The organism is Oscillospiraceae bacterium MB08-C2-2 (assembly GCA_035621215.1).
Lineage (GTDB): Bacteria > Bacillota > Clostridia > Oscillospirales > Ruminococcaceae > WRAV01.
In genome coordinates, this window is sequence record CP141729.1 from 653,817 (window position 1) to 670,486 (window position 16,670).

Below are 16,670 nucleotides of genomic sequence, written 5' to 3' on the forward strand. Positions count from 1 at the left end.
CAAAAACCAAGGGTTCCTAATCGCTGCATGAAACACCGACTAAAGCAGCTTTTGCTTGGTCATCTCTTCAATCAAAACCTTTTTAGCCCCAGCTCCCAGCTCAATTAAAGGCATGCGGCAGGGGCCTGCGTTAAAGCCCATCAGGTTGAGGGCTTCCTTGACAGGAATAGGATTAACCTCAAGGAACAGGGAGTTGATCAAGCCGAAAAGCTCCACCTGCATAGCAGTGGCCCTTTTCAGATCTCCGCCAGCATAGGCGGCGCACATATCGTGAGTTTGCTGAGGCATGATGTTGGCCAGAACCGAGATAACACCTTTTCCGCCCAAGGACATGAGGGGAATAATTTGATCATCGTTGCCGGAATAAACATCCAGATCATCGCCGCAGAGATGCTTTGTTTCGGCAACAGCGGAAATGTTGCCGCTTGCCTCTTTGGTGGCTACAATATTCGGGTGCTTGGAAAGCTCTTTATAAGTAGCAGGGGAGATGGAAAGCCCGGTACGCCCTGGAACATTGTAAAGGAAAACCGGCAGATCGGTGGCGTCGGCAATCATATTAAAATGGCGCACAAGGCCAGCCTGTGTAGTCTTGTTATAATAAGGTGTAACGTGAAGCAGAGCATCGGCACCAGCCTGAGCCGCTTCCTTAGACATCCAGATGGAGTAACGTGTATCGTTGCTGCCTGCGCCGGCCATAACCGGGACACGGCCAGCGGTTTTCTCCACCGCATAGCGGATGCATTCGATATGTTCATCATCGGTCATGGTGGTGCTTTCGCCGGTGGTTCCGCAGATTACAATGCAATCGGTGCCGTTGTCAATCTGGAAATCAATCAGCTCGCCCAGCTTATCGTAATTGATGGAAAAATCATCGTTCATTGGGGTTACTATGGCTACACCGGAACCGGTAAAAACAGTCTTTTTCATGAGGAAAGGCCTCCTTCATTAAAAGGGTTGTGTGTTGACGTATATTGTTGGGGAAGGAATTAGTCCATATAGCCCTGCGCGGTCAGCAGCTCAGCCATGAGCACCGCACCGCCGGCAGCACCGCGGACTGTGTTGTGGGAAAGGCAGATAAATTTAACGTCATACTGGCTGTCGGGCCGCAGGCGGCCAATGGAAACAGCCATACTGTTTTCAAGGTCTCTGTCCAGCTTAGCCTGAGGGCGGTTATCCTCCTCAAAATAGTGGAGGAACTGCTTGGGAGCAGAGGGGAGAGCGAGCTTCTGAGGCTCACCGGCAAACTGGGCCCAGCGTTTTTTGATCTCTTCCAGAGAAGGTTTGTTTTCAAAGGATACAAAAACGGCAGCGGTGTGTCCGTTGCTTACAGGTACACGTAGGCATTGGGTGGTGATCGAAGGGCCTTCGGCGTTTACGATTTCATCGCCTTCGATTTTGCCCCAGATTTTCAGAGGCTCCCGCTCGCTTTTTTCTTCTTCGCCGCCAATAAAGGGGATCACATTATCCACCATTTCCGGCCAGGTCTCAAAGGTTTTGCCTGCTCCCGAAATTGCTTGGTAGGTACAGGCAAGCACTTTCTCCACACCAAAATCCATCAGAGGATGCAGGGCAGGCACGTAGCTTTGAAGAGAGCAGTTGGATTTGACAGCAATAAAGCCTCGTTTGGTTCCAAGGCGGCTGCGCTGCGCATGAATAATCTCACCATGATCGGGGTTAATTTCAGGAATGATCATGGGAACATCCGGTGTGCCGCGGTGTGCGGAATTGTTGGAGATAACAGGGCATTCTGCCTTGGCATAGGCTTCTTCCAGTTTTTTGGTTTCCTGTTTATCCATATCCACTGCGCAAAAAATGAAATCAACCATTCCTGCAATTTTTTCTACATCTGCCAAAGCGTCCAGCACAATCATTTTCGCAGCACTCTCCGGCATGGGGGTATCCATTGCCCAGCGTGCGCCTACAGCATCTTTATACTGCTTTCCGGCGGAGCGGGGGGAGGCTGCCAGAGCGGTAACGGTATACCACGGGTGATTCTCCAGCAGGGAAATAAAGCGCTGGCCAACCATTCCGGTGGCTCCTACTACCGCAACTTTGTACTGTTTCATTGGAAGAACTCCTTTCGTATTAAAGCCATTTAAAATATGAAAAAAACCGGTTGAAAACCGGTCGTCATTGCAATATAATAAAAAGGTATGGGTGCGGCAAGTGCTCAGCACAAAAGAAGCACTTCTTGCACCGATAGCTCTTCATCAATAGCAATGATGACAGTCACAGGCCTATTCGGCTTTGCAACCAGGCAACCACCCACCGCTCTGGGGTTAGTTCCTTCGGCGGCTCACCCTTTCACCAGAGACAATTGCTTGCGGTAAGCTGTCTTTCCGGTTACTATTGAGAGTCGCACCTCTATCCAGTATATGCAACCTATTCATTTTATTATATATTATCATTGCGTATTTGGTCTGTCAATTGTATTATGCTACGAATTTCACCTGATAAGGGAGCTTTTTCTATATGAAAACATCTGATTTTTGGTATAATCTGCCCCAGGAGCAGATTGCCCAACAGCCGCTGGAGCCGAGGGATTCCTCCCGGCTGATGGTAATGGAACGCAGTTCCGGCCAGTGCAGTCATAAATTTTTCCGGGATTTATCGGAGCTGTTGGCGCCGGGGGATTTGTTGGTGCTCAACGATTCGAGAGTGCTTCCTGCCCGGCTGTTTGGCACCAAGGAGGGCAGCGGGGGCAGTATGCAGTTCCTCCTGTTGGAGCAAAAGTCGGCCGATTGCTGGGAGATACTGGTCAAGCCCGGCAAGCGGGCCAAGCCGGGAGCCCGCTTTATTTTTGGCGAGGGGCTTCTTGTAGGAGAGATTCTGGAGGTGCTGGAGGGCGGAAACCGTTTGGCTCGTTTTGAGTGGCAGGGGGATTTCTTTCAGGTGCTGGATCAGATTGGCCAGATGCCGCTGCCGGAATACATCACCCAGCGCCTGACCGACAAGGAGCGTTACCAGACTGTGTATGCCCGTGAACCCGGTTCGGCTGCCGCACCCACTGCCGGACTTCATTTTACCCCCCGGCTCTTAGAGGAACTGAAGAACATGCAGGTGGATATTGCCTTTACTACCCTGCATGTGGGTCTTGGAACCTTCCGCCCTGTTAAGGAAACGGAAATTACCAACCACAAAATGCACAGCGAGCATTACAGCCTTTCGGCGCAGGCCGCGGAGCAGATCAACGCCGCCAAAGCAAGGGGAGGGAGGGTGATCGCTGTGGGGACAACCTCCTGCCGTACATTGGAGTCGGTTTTTGCCAAGGAAGGCCGCATCACGGCAAGTGAAGGGTATACGGACATCTTTCTGTATCCCGGGTGTACCTTCGGTGTTTTGGATGGTCTGATTACCAATTTTCATCTGCCGGAAAGCACGCTGATTATGTTGGTTAGTGCCTTTGCCGGTTACGATAATACTATGGCGGCTTACAGGCTGGCAGTGGAGGAAAACTATCGATTTTATAGCTTGGGGGATGCCATGGCTATTTTGTAGCCTGTTTCTATAATTGAATTGCGGCATTAGAGGATTTGACTTCTTGTGCCGCTTATTTTTGTTGCTTTTTTGGTATAAAATTGTTCCACAAGAAAATGCAGGAGGAATTCAAAAAGCCTTCAACAATGTTCTTTATTTTGCAAGCGACTTAAAAACGACTTGCAAAACTCTTTTAAAAATCCCCAGAGGTACTTGCAATTTGGGCCGATTTTGTTTAAAATCAGGTGAGATGCTTAATAACTGGCCCAGCAGCAGGGGGGCTTTGTTCACTATCCCGGAAAAGGATATGCTTCTTTATGCATAGTCAACCATATTCGGCGGTGTGCCAGGAGAAGTGCTGCGATCCAAAAAGGTTTTATTTAATTTATAAACTGATCGATTATATGGGGAATAATTAACTATACTTAAGATATTTTATCGCAATTTTAGGAGGTGCCTTCATGGGGAAGGATGTTCTGGCTTTGATAGAATCTACAATGCCCAGTTTCTCCAAAGGACAAAAGCGAATCGGAAATTATATTAAAGAAAACTATCAAAAGGCCGCCTTTATGACAGCCTTAAAGCTAGGCGAGACAGTTGGAGTCAGCGAATCCACCGTAGTGCGCTTTGCCACGGAAATTGGCTTTGAGGGGTATCCTCAGCTTCAGAAAAATTTGCAGGAGATGACCCGCAACCGTTTGACCTCGGTGCAGCGCATGGAGGTTACCAATGAACGCATTGGAAGCGACGATGTTCTCACCCGGGTTCTCCAGACCGATATTGATAAAATCAAAAACACCATGGAAGAAATCGATAAATCCGCTTTTGATGCAGCAGTTGCCAGCATCATCGCCGCACGGAAGATTTTTATCATCGGTATCCGCAGTGCCGCGGTGCTTTCCGGCTTCCTTAACTACTATTTCACGCATATTTTTGATAACGTTCACACCATTGATACAGCCAGCACCAGCGGCATTTTTGAACAGATGATGCGCATTGGGCCTGAGGATGTATTTTTGGGTATTACTTTTTCCCGGTATTCCAAGAGAACGGTTAAGGCGGCAGCCTATGCCCGGGATTGCGGAGCCAAGGTGATTGCCATCACCGATTCTTACTCGGCGCCTATCTGTGCCGTGGCGGATCATGTATTGATTGCCAAAAGCGATATGGCCAGTTTTGTGGATTCTCTCGTGGCGCCTTTGAGCTTGATCAATGCTTTAATTGTGGCGATCGGCCTGAAAAAGAAGGATGAAATTTCCGCAACCTATCAGAAGCTGGAAACCATCTGGGAGGAATACAGCGTTTACGAAACTGGAGAGGGTCAGCTGGATGGCGAATAGGGCGGATGTCATTGTCATTGGGGCAGGAGCGGCCGGTATGCTGTGCGCCGGAATGGCTGCCAAGGGTGGGAAGTCGGTTTTATTGCTGGAGAAGATGGAGCGCCCCGGACGCAAGCTACTGATTACCGGCAAGGGCCGCTGCAATGTAACCAACAACTGCGATAACGAAGAATTTTTACAGGCTGTGCGAACCGGTTCCAAATTTCTCTACAGTGCCATTGATGGTTTTTCATGCCGGGATACCATGGCTTTTTTTGAGGGTTTGGGTGTTCCTTTAAAAACCGAAAGGGGAAATCGAGTATTCCCAAAATCCGATCGTTCCATGGATGTTGTGGAAGCTCTTTCACAGTTCGTGAAGGATAAGGGCACTCCTGTGCTGACCGGTAACAACGTTGATCAACTGCTTTTAGATGGTGTAAAGGTAAAAGGCGTTACACTCTCGGATGGCTCTGAATTGCTGGCCGATGCAGTGGTTGTGGCTACCGGCGGAAGGAGCTATCCATTGACCGGCTCTACTGGGGATGGATATCGTTTGGCTCGCAGTGTGGGACATACTGTAACAGCCCTCAAGCCCTCTTTAATCCCTATCATTTCCCGGGAAATTTGGTGCAGTGACCTGATGGGTCTCTCTTTGCGGAATGTAACCCTTTCACTGTGGGATAGCCGGAAGAAGTCTCCGGTTTTTCAGGAACTGGGAGAAATGCTTTTTACGCACTATGGGATATCCGGCCCGCTGGTTTTGAGCGCTTCGGCCCATATGGGAACCGATTTAAACCGATACCGCATTACCCTCGATTTGAAGCCGGGCTTAGATGAAGCCCAGCTGGATACCCGTCTGCTGCGGGATTTTGAGGCTTTTGCCAACAAGGATTTCCGACACAGTCTTGATGAATTGCTGCCCCGCAAGCTGATTCCAATTATTGTGGAGCTTTCCGGTATTCCGGGGGATCAAAAAACCCATCAGATTACCCGGGAGCAGAGGAAAACTTTGATTCAATTGCTCAAGGCTCTCCCCATAACGCCCAAGGGTCTGCGGCCGATTGAGGAGGCTGTGGTTACCTCCGGAGGGGTCTCTCTCAAGGAGGTTAACCCGAAAACCATGGAATCCAAGCTGGTGCAGGGGCTCTATTTTGTGGGGGAACTACTGGATTTGGATGCCTATACAGGGGGCTACAACCTGCAAATTGCCTTTTCTACAGGGGTATCTGCGGCAAGAGCCATTGCAGGTGCGTAACGACTTATGTAGCAGAATAATCAAACGGAGTGAACAAACATGATTTCCATTGCCATAGATGGCCCTTCCGGGGCTGGGAAAAGCACAATTGCCCGTATTGCGGCCACGAAGCTGGGCTATATTTATGTGGATACAGGTGCTCTTTACCGTGCCATTGGCCTTGCGGTTCACCGGGCAAAGATTGACTGCCTGGATGAGCAAGCCCTGGCACAGCTTTTGAGCGTCACGCAGCTCTCTCTTGTTTACCGAGAGGGGGTTCAGAGGGTTCTGCTCAATGGCGAGGATGTTTCAGAAGAAATCCGCTTGCCGGAAATGTCTATGGCCGCCTCTCAGGTATCGGCTATTGCCGCTGTGCGGGAATTTTTGTTTGATCTCCAGCAGAACATGGCTCGGGAGAACAATGTGGTCATGGATGGCCGGGATATCGGTACAGTGGTTCTGCCTTGTGCCAACGTTAAAATTTTTCTGACCGCTTCTCCTGAGGATCGGGCCTCCCGACGGCTGGATGAACTGCTGAGCAAAGGCATGAAGGCGGAATACGAGCAGGTGCTGGCTGAAATGATTCAGCGGGATTATCAGGATGCAAACCGGGAGGTAGCCCCTCTGTGTCAGGCACCGGATGCCATTTTGCTGGATACCACAGGCAATGAATTGGAACAGTCTGTGGAGCTGGTGCTAAAAACAATTAAGGATTGTGGTATTGAATGACCTTTTATACATTTGCAAAAAATCTTACCTATATCTGGGTAAGGCTGGTTTTTAATATGAAATATGAGGGGCTGGAAAATGTCCCCAGTGATCAGGGATATATACTGGTCAGCAACCATAGGAGCAATTACGATCCTTTGTTCATTGTCCAGAAGCTGAAAGCGCAGATGCATTTTATGGCCAAGGCAGAGCTTTTTCGCAATCCTTTTTTCGGGTGGATACTGCGCATGGTGAATGCGTTCCCCATTGAACGTGGAAAAGGGGATACCGGTGCCTTGGAATGGGCAACCAGAATTACCCGTGAAGGGAGAATTTTAGTTATGTTCCCCGAGGGTTCCCGCTCCAAGGATGGCAAACTGGGGCGGCCTCGTTCCGGTGCGGCGGTCATTGCTTCTCAGACTGGGGCGGATATTCTGCCCTGTGCGGTTTCTTTTGGCTCTAAACTGGGCTTTCGTTCTAAGGTTGTTGTGCGGTATGGGCCGCTGATTAAGAACAGTGAACTGGCTCTTGATCCGCAGGTACCTTCCTCTGTCAAAAAGGCCAGCCAAATGATTATGGAGCGGATTGCCTCTCTGTTAGACTAAAGTAATAAAGCCGCTGTTTGATCGCTAAACAGCGGCTTGTTGAAATAGAATTAATTTAGAGAAAAAGGGGAGAAGAAGTGGCGGTTCATGTTGCGAAAAGTGCAGGCTTTTGCTTTGGAGTCAAACAAGCAGTTGAGATGGTGGAGCAGCAGCTGCAGGGTGGGGTGAAAATTGCAACACTCGGGCCTATTATACACAACCCCATCATGGTTGATCGATTGGCGCAGCAGGGTGTGTTGGTTATTGATGATGTTGCTCAAACCCCGGCTGGCTATACAGTGGTCATTCGTTCTCATGGTGTGGCTCCTTCGGTTTACCGGCAGCTTGAAGAAAAAAACATTCCCTATATTGATGCTACCTGCCCCTTTGTAAAGAAAATTCACAGGTTGGTAGAGGAGCATTCCGGGCAGGATTCTCTGGTGCTTTTGGCAGGGGACCCGGCACACCCCGAAATCCGTGGGATTGTGGGATACTGCAAGGGCGATTGCCTTGTGTTTCAATCGGAGCAGGAGCTGCGGGAAAAGCTCCATTCTTTTCCAGATCGTGGTGCTAAAACAGTCATTTTAGCCGCCCAGACCACCTTTTCTGTAAAAGAATGGACTAAATGTGTAGAATTCGCAAAAAATGGGTGTACAAATTTAAGAATATTTGATACAATATGTATTGCTACGATGTTAAGGCAAAAGGAAGCGGAAGAACTCGCCAAAGCATCTGACATTATGATTGTGGTAGGGGGGCAAAACAGCTCCAACTCCACCAAACTGGCAGATATTTGCCGTGCGGTCTGCAAGACTGTTTTTGTTCAGAATGCAGATCAGCTGTCCTTAGAAGATTTTGCCAGGATTCGTATTGTCGGCATAACTGCTGGGGCTTCCACACCGGCTTTTATAATTAAGGAGGTACAAAAGGTAATGAGCGACGTTATCAACACCAACCAGACAGATGAGCTGAGCTTTGAGGAGATGCTGGAACAATCCTTTAAAACTATATATTCGAAGGAGAAAGTGACTGCTGTTGTCACCAATGTGTCACCCAATGAAATTGCGGTTGATATTGGAACCAAGCATGCAGGCTATGTGCCGTTTAATGAGTTCACCGAGGACCCCAACGCTAAGCTGGAAGATCTTGTCAAGGTGGGCGATGAAATTGAATTGATGGTTATGCGGGTCAATGATGTAGAAGGAACCGCAATGCTTTCTAAAAAACGCTTGGATGCCATTGCCGGCTTTGAGAAGATTGTTGAGGCTGAGGAATCTGGTGCTGTTTTGGATGGTGTAGTTGTGGATGTTGTAAAGGGCGGCGTTTTTGCTGTTACCAACGGTGTCCGCGTATTCATTCCTGCATCGCAGGCAACTGCTTCCCGGAATCAGCAGCTTGAGACTCTCTTGAAGCAGCCTGTTCAGTTTACTATTTTGGAAGTCAATCGCCAGCGCCGCCGTGCTGTTGGCTCCATTCGTGCCGTACTTAAAGAGCAGCGCAAGGTTTTGGAAGATAAGTTCTGGGAAGAAGTGGAAGTTGGCAAGCACTACAAAGGAACTGTTAAATCCCTCACCAGCTACGGCGCTTTTGTCGATCTTGGCGGTGTGGATGGTATGGCTCATATTTCCGATCTTTCTTGGTCTCGTATCAAGCATCCTTCCGAGGTTGTCAGTGTGGGCGATCTGTTGGAGGTTTATGTTCGTGATATTGACCGTGAGAACAAAAAGGTTTCTCTGGGTTATAAGAAAACAGAGGACAACCCTTGGGAAGTTCTCAAACGCGACCATCAGGTCGGTGACAGCATTAAGGTCAAGGTGGTTTCTCTCACTTCCTTTGGTGCCTTTGCCCAGTTGATTCCCGGTGTGGATGGCCTGATTCATATCAGCCAGATTGCCAACGAGCGTATCAACAAGCCTTCGGATGTACTTTCTGTAGGGCAGGAAGTTGATGTTAAAATTACCGATATTGATTTTGATAAAAAACGCATCAGCCTTTCCATTCGTGCTTTGCTTGCTACCGAGCCTGAGGCCACAGCGGATAATGAAGCTCCTGCTGTTTATGAGGCTGCTCCTCCCGAAGCTGCCGAATAATATCTTTATTTGACTTTGTCATTGCCGCTTTGCCTTTCAACAGGGAAAGCGGCTTTTTTATACTGAATTTGTCTGTCTAAAGTGTTTGTATTATGATGTGTCAATACGCAAAAAACCACGGAGACTCTGTTCCGTGGTTTTTTATAGCAACAATTCGTTTATGTGCGGCGATCCTTAATGGATTATTCCACTGTAACCGATTTAGCAAGATTACGAGGTTTATCCACATCACATCCCCGAATAACTGCGATATGATAAGCGAAAAGCTGCAAAACAATCACAGCAGCCACCGGCATCATACTGTCGGGAATGTTGGGAAGGACAATGGTCTTATCGGCAATGTCTGCGTCAATTTCCAGGCCTTCTTTGGTGATGATCAAGGTATAGGCACCCCGGGATTTAACCTCTTTAATGTTGCTTACAATTTTCGGCAGGAGGCTGGATTGGGTTACCAAGGCAACCACAGGCACTCCCGGTGTAATCAGAGAAATGGTGCCGTGCTTAAGCTCGCCGGCAGCATAAGCCTCTGAGTGGATATAAGAAATTTCTTTCAGCTTAAGAGAACCCTCCATGGAGAGAGCATAATCCAACCCACGGCCGATATAGAAAAGGCTGGAGGTATCCTTATAATGCTCGGCCATATCGGTTAGCTCTTCATTATAGGCAAGAATCTGCTGCGTTTGCCCAATAGCAGCCAAAAGCTGTTCGGTTAATTCCTTGGCTGAGGTTTCGGTCAGACTGCCTGAGGCCCGCCCAAGTTCTATGGCAATAAGAGCAAGGGTTGCGATTTGCACAGAGAAGGCTTTGGTGCTGGCTACTGCAATTTCCGGCCCTGCAAAGGTGTGAATAACCCGGTCTGCCTCTCGGGCAATGGAAGAACCGGCTACGTTTACCACAGCAAGGGTATCCACCCCACTGGCCTTGGCAAGGCGCAGAGCAGCTAAAGTATCGGCGGTTTCACCGGATTGAGAAATAACAAGCATCAAATCGGTATCATGGAAAATAGGATTGCGATACCGGAACTCGGAGGCCATATCCACCTCAACCGGAATCCTGGCCCATTGTTCAATGAGGGATTTTCCCACCATGCCGCTGTACATAGCTGTACCGCAGGCTACCATGTGGATGCGCTTGTATTTTGCAAAATAGCCATTCGGGAGGCTGTCAAAGGAAGCAAAATCGGGCAAAGAATTGCGGATGCGGGGATGAATGGTATCCCGGAGAGCCTTGGGCTGCTCAAAGATTTCCTTGAGCATAAAATGGGGATATCCATCCTTTTGAGCCTGTGCAATGTCCCATGTTGCTGTGAGCCTTGGCTTCTCAATGAGGTTTCCATCCATATCCCGGATTTCCACCTTTTCCTGAGTAACACAAGCAATTTCCAGCTCATCCAACAGGTGATACTGCCGGGTATACTGCAAAATAGCCGGTACATCCGAGGCGATAAAGTTTTCGCCTTCGCCCAGCCCAATAATGAGAGGGCTATCCTTGCGGACGGCATAGATGGTGCCCGGGTGGTCTGCGAACAGTATGCCAAAGGCATAAGCACCTTCAAGCTGTTTGAGTGTCTCAACCAGTGCAGCAAAAGGATCGCCGTTATAATGGTAATCCAAAAGCTTTACAGCTACTTCTGTATCGGTTTGCGATGTAAAGGTATATCCCTTGTCGGTCAAGAATGCTTTTAATGAAAGGTAATTTTCTATAATCCCATTGTGCACCAGAGAAATCCGATCGGTGCCATGGGGATGTGAATTGATATCTGAGGGTTCACCGTGGGTAGCCCATCGGGTATGACCAATGCCGCAGCTTCCATCGGGTGTTCCCACTTGTTCCATGAGTTTGGTCAGATTGGAAAGCCGTCCCTTAGTTTTGCATACCTGCAGGTTCCCCTGATTCAAAACCGAGACACCGGCTGAATCGTAGCCTCTATATTCCAGCCCTGAAAGCCCGTTGATCAATATATCGCAAGCGCTTTTTTCACCGGAATAGCCAACAATTCCACACATTCAATATACTCCTATTCAATTTGCTCCACAGGCCGGAATTTGTGCTGGGGTTGCCCCACAGATTTGCCCGACCCTGACGCTTTGGAGAAAACGGAGAGGCATCCGCCGAATTTTCGATTCACCTCTCACCTCGTCAACCGGTTTTTGCCGGTTCTGGCGCTTTGCTTTGATACAGGTATTTTTCGATCACCTCCACCAATAAAAATTGCGCTTTTTGATCCTCCCTTCTTTTAGTATATTCGAATTCATTGTATCAGTTTTTTAAATTGTTTACAAGTTTATTCCCTTTACTTTATGTAAAATATAAGAAAAAGGTTCCATTTTCAAAAAATCGGCCTTTCAGGTAAAATCCCCAAAAGGCCGACAAGTATTATTTTATTTGGAAGGCGGGTGTTTTGCCAAAAGGATTATTTTAGCATCAGCTTGGCGCATTTATATACATCTCCGCAGCCAAGGGTGAGCACAAGGTCACCGGGGGAGGCGTTCTCCATCACATAGTTTGCCATTTCCTCAAAGCCGGGATACCAGACAGAACCGGGAATCTTATCCGCCAAATCCTTGGTGTAGATGTTGTAGGTGTTTTTCTCACGTGCGCCCATAATTTCTGACATGACCACCCGGTCTGCAATAGCCAGCACACGGGCAAAATCATCCAACAGCAGAGCGGTGCGGGAATAGGTGAAGGGTTGAAATACGGCCCAAACCTTGTTGTAGCCCATCTCTTGAGCCACTTCCAGTGTTACACCCAGTTCGGCCGGATGGTGGGCGTAGTCGTCGGCAATGGTGACACCGTTTTTGGTGCCTAGAATTTCGAAACGGCGGCCTGCACCTTTAAACTGGAAAAGATGTTCTGCAATCTGCTCCGGGGTGGCTCCTACCTCCAAAGCCGCCGCAGCCGCTGCCAAAGCATTCAGGACATTGTGTTTTCCAGGAACGCTCAGGGCAATATCGGTGAGCTTTTCACCGGCCCGCCACAATTCAAAGCGGTGTAAGCCTTTTTCACGTACAATGCTGCGGGCCTGATAGGTGTTGCCTTCGCCCAGACCAAAAGTAATGGTTCTCTTATCCAACCCTTCCACAGCTTTAAGGGAATTGGCGTCATCGCCGTTGACGATTAAAAGACGGGTAGTCTTTTCTGCAAATTTCCGGAAGGATTTTATAATGTTTTCCAGAGTACCAAAATAATCCAGATGATCGGCATCCACATTTAAAATAACCGAAATATCGGGGGAGAGATGCAGAAAGGTATCGACAAACTCACAGGCCTCACAGGTCATAATGGAGGAGCTTCCAGCCCGACCATTTCCGCCGATGAGGGGGAGCTTTCCGCCGATTACAGCAGTGGGGTCCAGCCCGGCGCTGACCAGAATCTGGGTGAGCATGGCAGTGGTGGTGGTTTTTCCATGTGTTCCGCTGACACAGATACAGTCATCATACTGCTCTGTAATATAACCCAGCACAGCAGACCGCTCATAGGTGGGGATGCCCCTCTCTTTGGCCGCTACCAGCTCGGGGTTGTCCTTCATAAGGGCGGCGGTATAAACAACCATATCGGCTCCGCTCAGATTGTCCGGGTCATGGCCTATGGACACATCAATCCCCATTTTGCGTTCCAGCTCAATGGTATCACCGGGGTTGTTATCTGACCCTGTAATGTGATAGCCTCTGGATTTAAGGATCTGCACAATTGGGAACATGCCTGATCCGCCTATGCCGATAAAATGGATATGTTGAACCCCTTGCCATACGGTATTCTCCATCTCACTGCTCATATCAATTCTCCTAAACATCAAAGTCATATAGTCAATCCGGTTTGGATAAAAAACTCTGTGATGTAAAAACAGGTGCATCTCCTAACTATTAGTTTATGCCCTGTAATACAGCATAGTCATAATAGCACGATCGTGTTACAAAATCAAACAAATCCCCTTGAATTTTGGCGAATACATGGTGGTTTTCAGGATTTATCTTCAAAATCTATAAGACAATCCAAGTGAATACCAAAATGACTTCTGCATCGAGAATTTTATTGTTCACTTGTTATTATAGAGCGCAAAAGGGATAAAATAAACAAAAACATGGCAAATAATTTTCTCTGGACGCATAAATTCTTTCAGCCGCAAAATACTACTAAAGGAATATTGGCTCCCGTATCAGTAGGTAAACACCATGGGCTTGTACATAGCCGACATTGCCAAGTATGCAATTTGTTGGCTGTATCTGCGCTAAAGACAATTGCAGGAGGGAAACCACCATTGAACATCACAGATATTCGGATTCGCAGAACCTATCAGGATACTCGGCTCAAGGCGCTGGTGTCGGTTACTATAGATCATGATTTGGCTGTGCATGATATTAAAGTGATCGAAGGTCCGGAAAGGTTATTTGTGGCTATGCCAAGCCGCAAGGATGATAGTGGCACCTTCCGGGATATTGCGCATCCCATTACAGCGGAGGCACGTTCGGTGCTGGAAAATTCCATTTTAGAAGCTTATCATCAATATATAGAGGCTGCCGCACAGGAATCCGCACAACAGCCTGAATAAAAACCGTGAGATTTCTTTTTTGCAAGAGCTGGCAAGCCTTTGACGGCAATTTTTAATAGGACTCAATTCTTATATGATACAACAAGTGCTGTTCCGGCAGGCTATATGAGCCTGCCGGAACAGCACTTGTTTTGCATTTCAATCAAGCCATGACGGATAATTTGTTGGATAGGGTTTATTCATCCTTGGGTTTGGGCTTAATGCGCAGCTTGATTCCAGAAACAGAAGCCGGCTTGGCACTCTTCTGAATGATCGCTTTATTGTAAACTCCCAACATATAAGAGGCAAGATCCACCGAGCCCCGGGCTACTACAGAGCCGACCACAGAACGATGCAGGCTTTCCAAGGTTTCTTTGGGCATATCCCGCATACCGCGCAGTTTCTGTGCCATTTGCTCTGCACTGTGGAAGTAAAAACCGTTGATGCCCTCTTGAATCTGATCTGCATTGAGCTTGTCAAATCTTTGGAATACCGGCAGCCCGGTAGCCATTCCCTCCAGCATGGAGATGGAGTTCATCTCGGAGAGGGAGGCACTGATATAAGCATCGCAGGCGGCAAAATTGGCGGGCATTTCAACATGGGGGATCATCCCGGTAAAGGTAACCATAGAGCTGATTTCCAGCGTCTGCGCCAGCTTTTCAAGTGCCGGTCTTTCAGGGCCTTCGCCAATCACGGCCAAATGCATTTTATCCGCAGGAGAAATGGTAGAAGCCCAGTATTCCAACAGGGTATCCACGCTTTTTTCCTGCCCAAGGCGGCCTACAAAGCAGGCAAGCATAACATCTTTAGATATCCCGTATTTTTCACGGAAGGCATCTTTCTGTTCCTGCGTGATTTTATCCAGATTGAAGGCATCCAGGTCAACCGAATTGGGGATGAGGCTCATATCCTTTTTAATACCGATTTGCTTGAAATACTCACCACATTTTAGGGAAGGCCCGGTCAGCTCGGTGGCGCTTTTTGCAATGAATCGGCTGTAGGTATGAGAAAAACGGGTAGCCGCCCGCAGGAATGGACGGGGAGCAATGTAATAAATGTATTGATCATACATGGTGTGGAGCGTGTATACCAGAGGCTTTTTAAGAAGTTTGGCAGCCAAAATACCGGAAAGGCCGATTCCAAACTCATGGTGAATGTGGATGATATCAGGGGCGAAATCAGCAATCAGCTTTTGCCGGCGATAGCTGATCGGCTGGGAGACACCAAAGCTGTAAAGCCGCTTGACCTCCTTAGCCGGGCAGTGGAGGACGCCATCCTCGATAAAATGATGGCGGGTATATTTATCGGCGGTTACAACCATGACCTCATGGCCCAGCTTTTCCAGCCCGTCTTTGAGGGTCTTAACATGAGCGACAACACCATTGACATAAGGCACATAGGTTTCGGTAAACAATGCAACTCTCATAACAGTTTATCTCTTTCCTTTAAATTTAAGAGGTTTTGGGTGGAGCCAAAAAGAATTGAATCCAGCGGAATTCTAGGGTATAATATTTACATGTGATTATTAGTATACCATAAATGCAGGCTGGGTGTTAGCAATAGAACGTATAAATACCAAGGGACATAGGCCGGGCATAAAAATGGGACGTATAATAAGCGCTTTGCGCTTATTATACCACAAAATTCATTCTTTTTATGGTATAATCTTTGTAAAAGCTTATATTACTCAATAATGTTTGTAAAAAATATAGCAGGAAGTGGTGGTACTATGCAGCAAAGAACCTTTTCGGTCAAGCTTTCCAAGCTAATCAAGCTTCATGGGCTGGAGCCTGTTTATCTGCCTCGGGATGCCGAAGAAATTGATATTACCCAAGTGGAGGTCAACCGTCCGGGGCTTCAGCTTGCGGGCTTTTATGAGTTTTTTGATAACCAGCGCATCCAGATTTTTGGCAAAAGCGAATTTACCTATCTGGAAAGATTCGATGCCGAGCAGCTCAGCCGCTGCTTTGAAAACTATTTTGCCTTGTGCCCGGTGATTGTGGTGGTAGCCCGTAATCTGCCTATTTTCCCACAAATGCTGGAAGCCGCCAAAAAATATGAATGTGCCCTTTTCACCTCTGAGCTGGGAACTTCCGAGCTGACTTCCAACCTGATTTCTACTTTGAATGTAGAGCTTGCACCCCGAATCACCCGCCATGGTGTTTTGGTGGAAGTGCATGGTGAAGGAATCCTGCTGTTGGGTGAAAGCGGCGTTGGTAAGAGCGAAACTGCCGTGGAGCTGGTCAAGCGGGGACACCGCCTCATTGCCGATGATGCAGTTGAAATTCGCCGTGTTTCTGCTAAAACGTTGGTGGGCACTTCGCCCGAAAACATCCGGCACTTTATTGAGCTGCGGGGTGTGGGCATTGTCAATGTCCGGCGCATCTTTGGTATTGGTTCGGTTAAGGTCACTGAAAAGCTGGATATGGTCATTCAGTTGGAGCAATGGGATTCCAAAAAGGTTTATGACCGTATGGGCCTTGAAAATGAGTACATTGAGATTCTGGGCAATCGGGTGCCTTCTCTAACCATTCCGGTCAAGCCGGGGCGCAACCTTGCCATTATCATTGAAATTGCCGCTATGAACAACCGCCAGAAAAAGATGGGCTATAACTCCGCCCACGAGCTGCTCAATAAGCTGGGGATGGCCCATGACTCCCCGGGCAATGCCATGGAAACCGACGATTGGCCTTACTGATCCTTTAGGGGAAAGCACAGGCTGTCTTT

At 48.1% G+C, this 16,670-nt stretch carries 13 protein-coding genes and 1 riboswitch; of the genes, 8 read left to right on the plus strand and 5 right to left on the minus strand.

Going from position 1 to position 16,670, the window contains the following annotated elements; genetic code table 11:
- Nucleotides 1–39: 39 nt before the first annotated feature.
- Nucleotides 40–927 carry a 4-hydroxy-tetrahydrodipicolinate synthase gene (gene dapA / locus U6B65_02885; protein WRS28087.1) on the minus strand — a complete coding sequence of 296 codons (888 nt, stop codon included), beginning with the start codon at nt 925–927 and terminating at the stop codon, nt 40–42.
- A gap of 59 nt (nt 928–986) precedes the next feature.
- Nucleotides 987–2,066, minus strand: a complete 1,080-nt coding sequence (gene asd, locus U6B65_02890) for an aspartate-semialdehyde dehydrogenase (protein WRS28088.1) — start codon at nt 2,064–2,066, stop codon at nt 987–989.
- A 126-nt stretch (nt 2,067–2,192) separates the two neighbouring features.
- Nucleotides 2,193–2,375: riboswitch (Lysine riboswitch) on the minus strand.
- 97 nt (nt 2,376–2,472) lie between these two features.
- Between asd and queA the strand changes: the two genes are divergently transcribed.
- From queA to U6B65_02920, 6 genes are all read left to right on the plus strand, one after another.
- Nucleotides 2,473–3,498, plus strand: coding sequence for a tRNA preQ1(34) S-adenosylmethionine ribosyltransferase-isomerase QueA (queA, locus tag U6B65_02895; protein ID WRS28089.1), 1,026 nt, complete (start codon nt 2,473–2,475; stop codon nt 3,496–3,498).
- A 440-nt stretch (nt 3,499–3,938) separates the two neighbouring features.
- The gene (locus tag U6B65_02900) at nt 3,939–4,817 is read left to right on the plus strand and encodes a MurR/RpiR family transcriptional regulator (protein ID WRS28090.1); all 879 of its coding nucleotides are present in this window, start codon (nt 3,939–3,941) and stop codon (nt 4,815–4,817) included.
- Nucleotides 4,807–6,051, plus strand: a complete 1,245-nt coding sequence (locus U6B65_02905; GenBank protein WRS28091.1) for an NAD(P)/FAD-dependent oxidoreductase — start codon at nt 4,807–4,809, stop codon at nt 6,049–6,051. Before U6B65_02900 ends, U6B65_02905 begins: the two co-directional genes overlap by 11 nt.
- A gap of 39 nt (nt 6,052–6,090) precedes the next feature.
- A complete protein-coding gene (cmk, locus tag U6B65_02910; protein ID WRS28092.1) occupies nt 6,091–6,759 on the plus strand; it encodes a (d)CMP kinase in 669 nt (222 codons plus the stop codon).
- Between the two features lie 56 nt (nt 6,760–6,815).
- The gene (locus U6B65_02915) at nt 6,816–7,343 is read left to right on the plus strand and encodes a lysophospholipid acyltransferase family protein (protein WRS28093.1); all 528 of its coding nucleotides are present in this window, start codon (nt 6,816–6,818) and stop codon (nt 7,341–7,343) included.
- A 77-nt stretch (nt 7,344–7,420) separates the two neighbouring features.
- A complete protein-coding gene (locus U6B65_02920) occupies nt 7,421–9,412 on the plus strand; it encodes a bifunctional 4-hydroxy-3-methylbut-2-enyl diphosphate reductase/30S ribosomal protein S1 (GenBank protein ID WRS28094.1) in 1,992 nt (663 codons plus the stop codon).
- Between the two features lie 182 nt (nt 9,413–9,594).
- On the opposite strand, the gene glmS is transcribed toward U6B65_02920, so the two are convergent.
- Both glmS and murC read right to left on the minus strand, forming a co-directional pair.
- Nucleotides 9,595–11,418, minus strand: a complete 1,824-nt coding sequence (glmS, locus tag U6B65_02925; GenBank protein WRS28095.1) for a glutamine--fructose-6-phosphate transaminase (isomerizing) — start codon at nt 11,416–11,418, stop codon at nt 9,595–9,597.
- Nucleotides 11,419–11,825: 407 nt separating this feature from the next.
- The gene (gene murC, locus U6B65_02930; protein WRS28905.1) at nt 11,826–13,178 is read right to left on the minus strand and encodes a UDP-N-acetylmuramate--L-alanine ligase; all 1,353 of its coding nucleotides are present in this window, start codon (nt 13,176–13,178) and stop codon (nt 11,826–11,828) included.
- 495 nt (nt 13,179–13,673) lie between these two features.
- Between murC and spoVG the strand changes: the two genes are divergently transcribed.
- Nucleotides 13,674–13,964 (plus strand): septation regulator SpoVG, encoded by a 291-nt coding sequence (spoVG, locus tag U6B65_02935; protein ID WRS28096.1) that lies wholly within the window; start codon nt 13,674–13,676, stop codon nt 13,962–13,964.
- A 175-nt stretch (nt 13,965–14,139) separates the two neighbouring features.
- On the opposite strand, the gene U6B65_02940 is transcribed toward spoVG, so the two are convergent.
- Entirely contained in the window at nt 14,140–15,369 is a 1,230-nt protein-coding gene (locus tag U6B65_02940) for a glycosyltransferase (GenBank protein WRS28097.1), read from the minus strand.
- 303 nt (nt 15,370–15,672) lie between these two features.
- On the opposite strand from U6B65_02940, the gene hprK reads away from it, so the two are divergent.
- Complete coding sequence (gene hprK / locus U6B65_02945) at nt 15,673–16,641, plus strand: HPr(Ser) kinase/phosphatase (protein ID WRS28098.1); 969 nt, start codon at nt 15,673–15,675, stop codon at nt 16,639–16,641.
- Nucleotides 16,642–16,670: the final 29 nt, after the last annotated feature.

What these genes read in the sequence shown, in the direction of transcription:
- dapA (WRS28087.1), bottom strand. Translation starts at nt 927, where the DNA reads ATGAAAAAGACTGTTTTTACCGGTTCCGGTGTAGCCATAGTAACCCCA.
- asd (WRS28088.1), bottom strand. Translation starts at nt 2,066, where the DNA reads ATGAAACAGTACAAAGTTGCGGTAGTAGGAGCCACCGGAATGGTTGGC.
- queA (WRS28089.1), top strand. Translation starts at nt 2,473, where the DNA reads ATGAAAACATCTGATTTTTGGTATAATCTGCCCCAGGAGCAGATTGCC.
- U6B65_02900 (WRS28090.1), top strand. Translation starts at nt 3,939, where the DNA reads ATGGGGAAGGATGTTCTGGCTTTGATAGAATCTACAATGCCCAGTTTC.
- U6B65_02905 (WRS28091.1), top strand. Translation starts at nt 4,807, where the DNA reads ATGGCGAATAGGGCGGATGTCATTGTCATTGGGGCAGGAGCGGCCGGT.
- cmk (WRS28092.1), top strand. Translation starts at nt 6,091, where the DNA reads ATGATTTCCATTGCCATAGATGGCCCTTCCGGGGCTGGGAAAAGCACA.
- U6B65_02915 (WRS28093.1), top strand. Translation starts at nt 6,816, where the DNA reads ATGAAATATGAGGGGCTGGAAAATGTCCCCAGTGATCAGGGATATATA.
- glmS (WRS28095.1), bottom strand. Translation starts at nt 11,418, where the DNA reads ATGTGTGGAATTGTTGGCTATTCCGGTGAAAAAAGCGCTTGCGATATA.
- murC (WRS28905.1), bottom strand. Translation starts at nt 13,178, where the DNA reads ATGGAGAATACCGTATGGCAAGGGGTTCAACATATCCATTTTATCGGC.
- U6B65_02940 (WRS28097.1), bottom strand. Translation starts at nt 15,369, where the DNA reads ATGAGAGTTGCATTGTTTACCGAAACCTATGTGCCTTATGTCAATGGT.
- hprK (WRS28098.1), top strand. Translation starts at nt 15,673, where the DNA reads ATGCAGCAAAGAACCTTTTCGGTCAAGCTTTCCAAGCTAATCAAGCTT.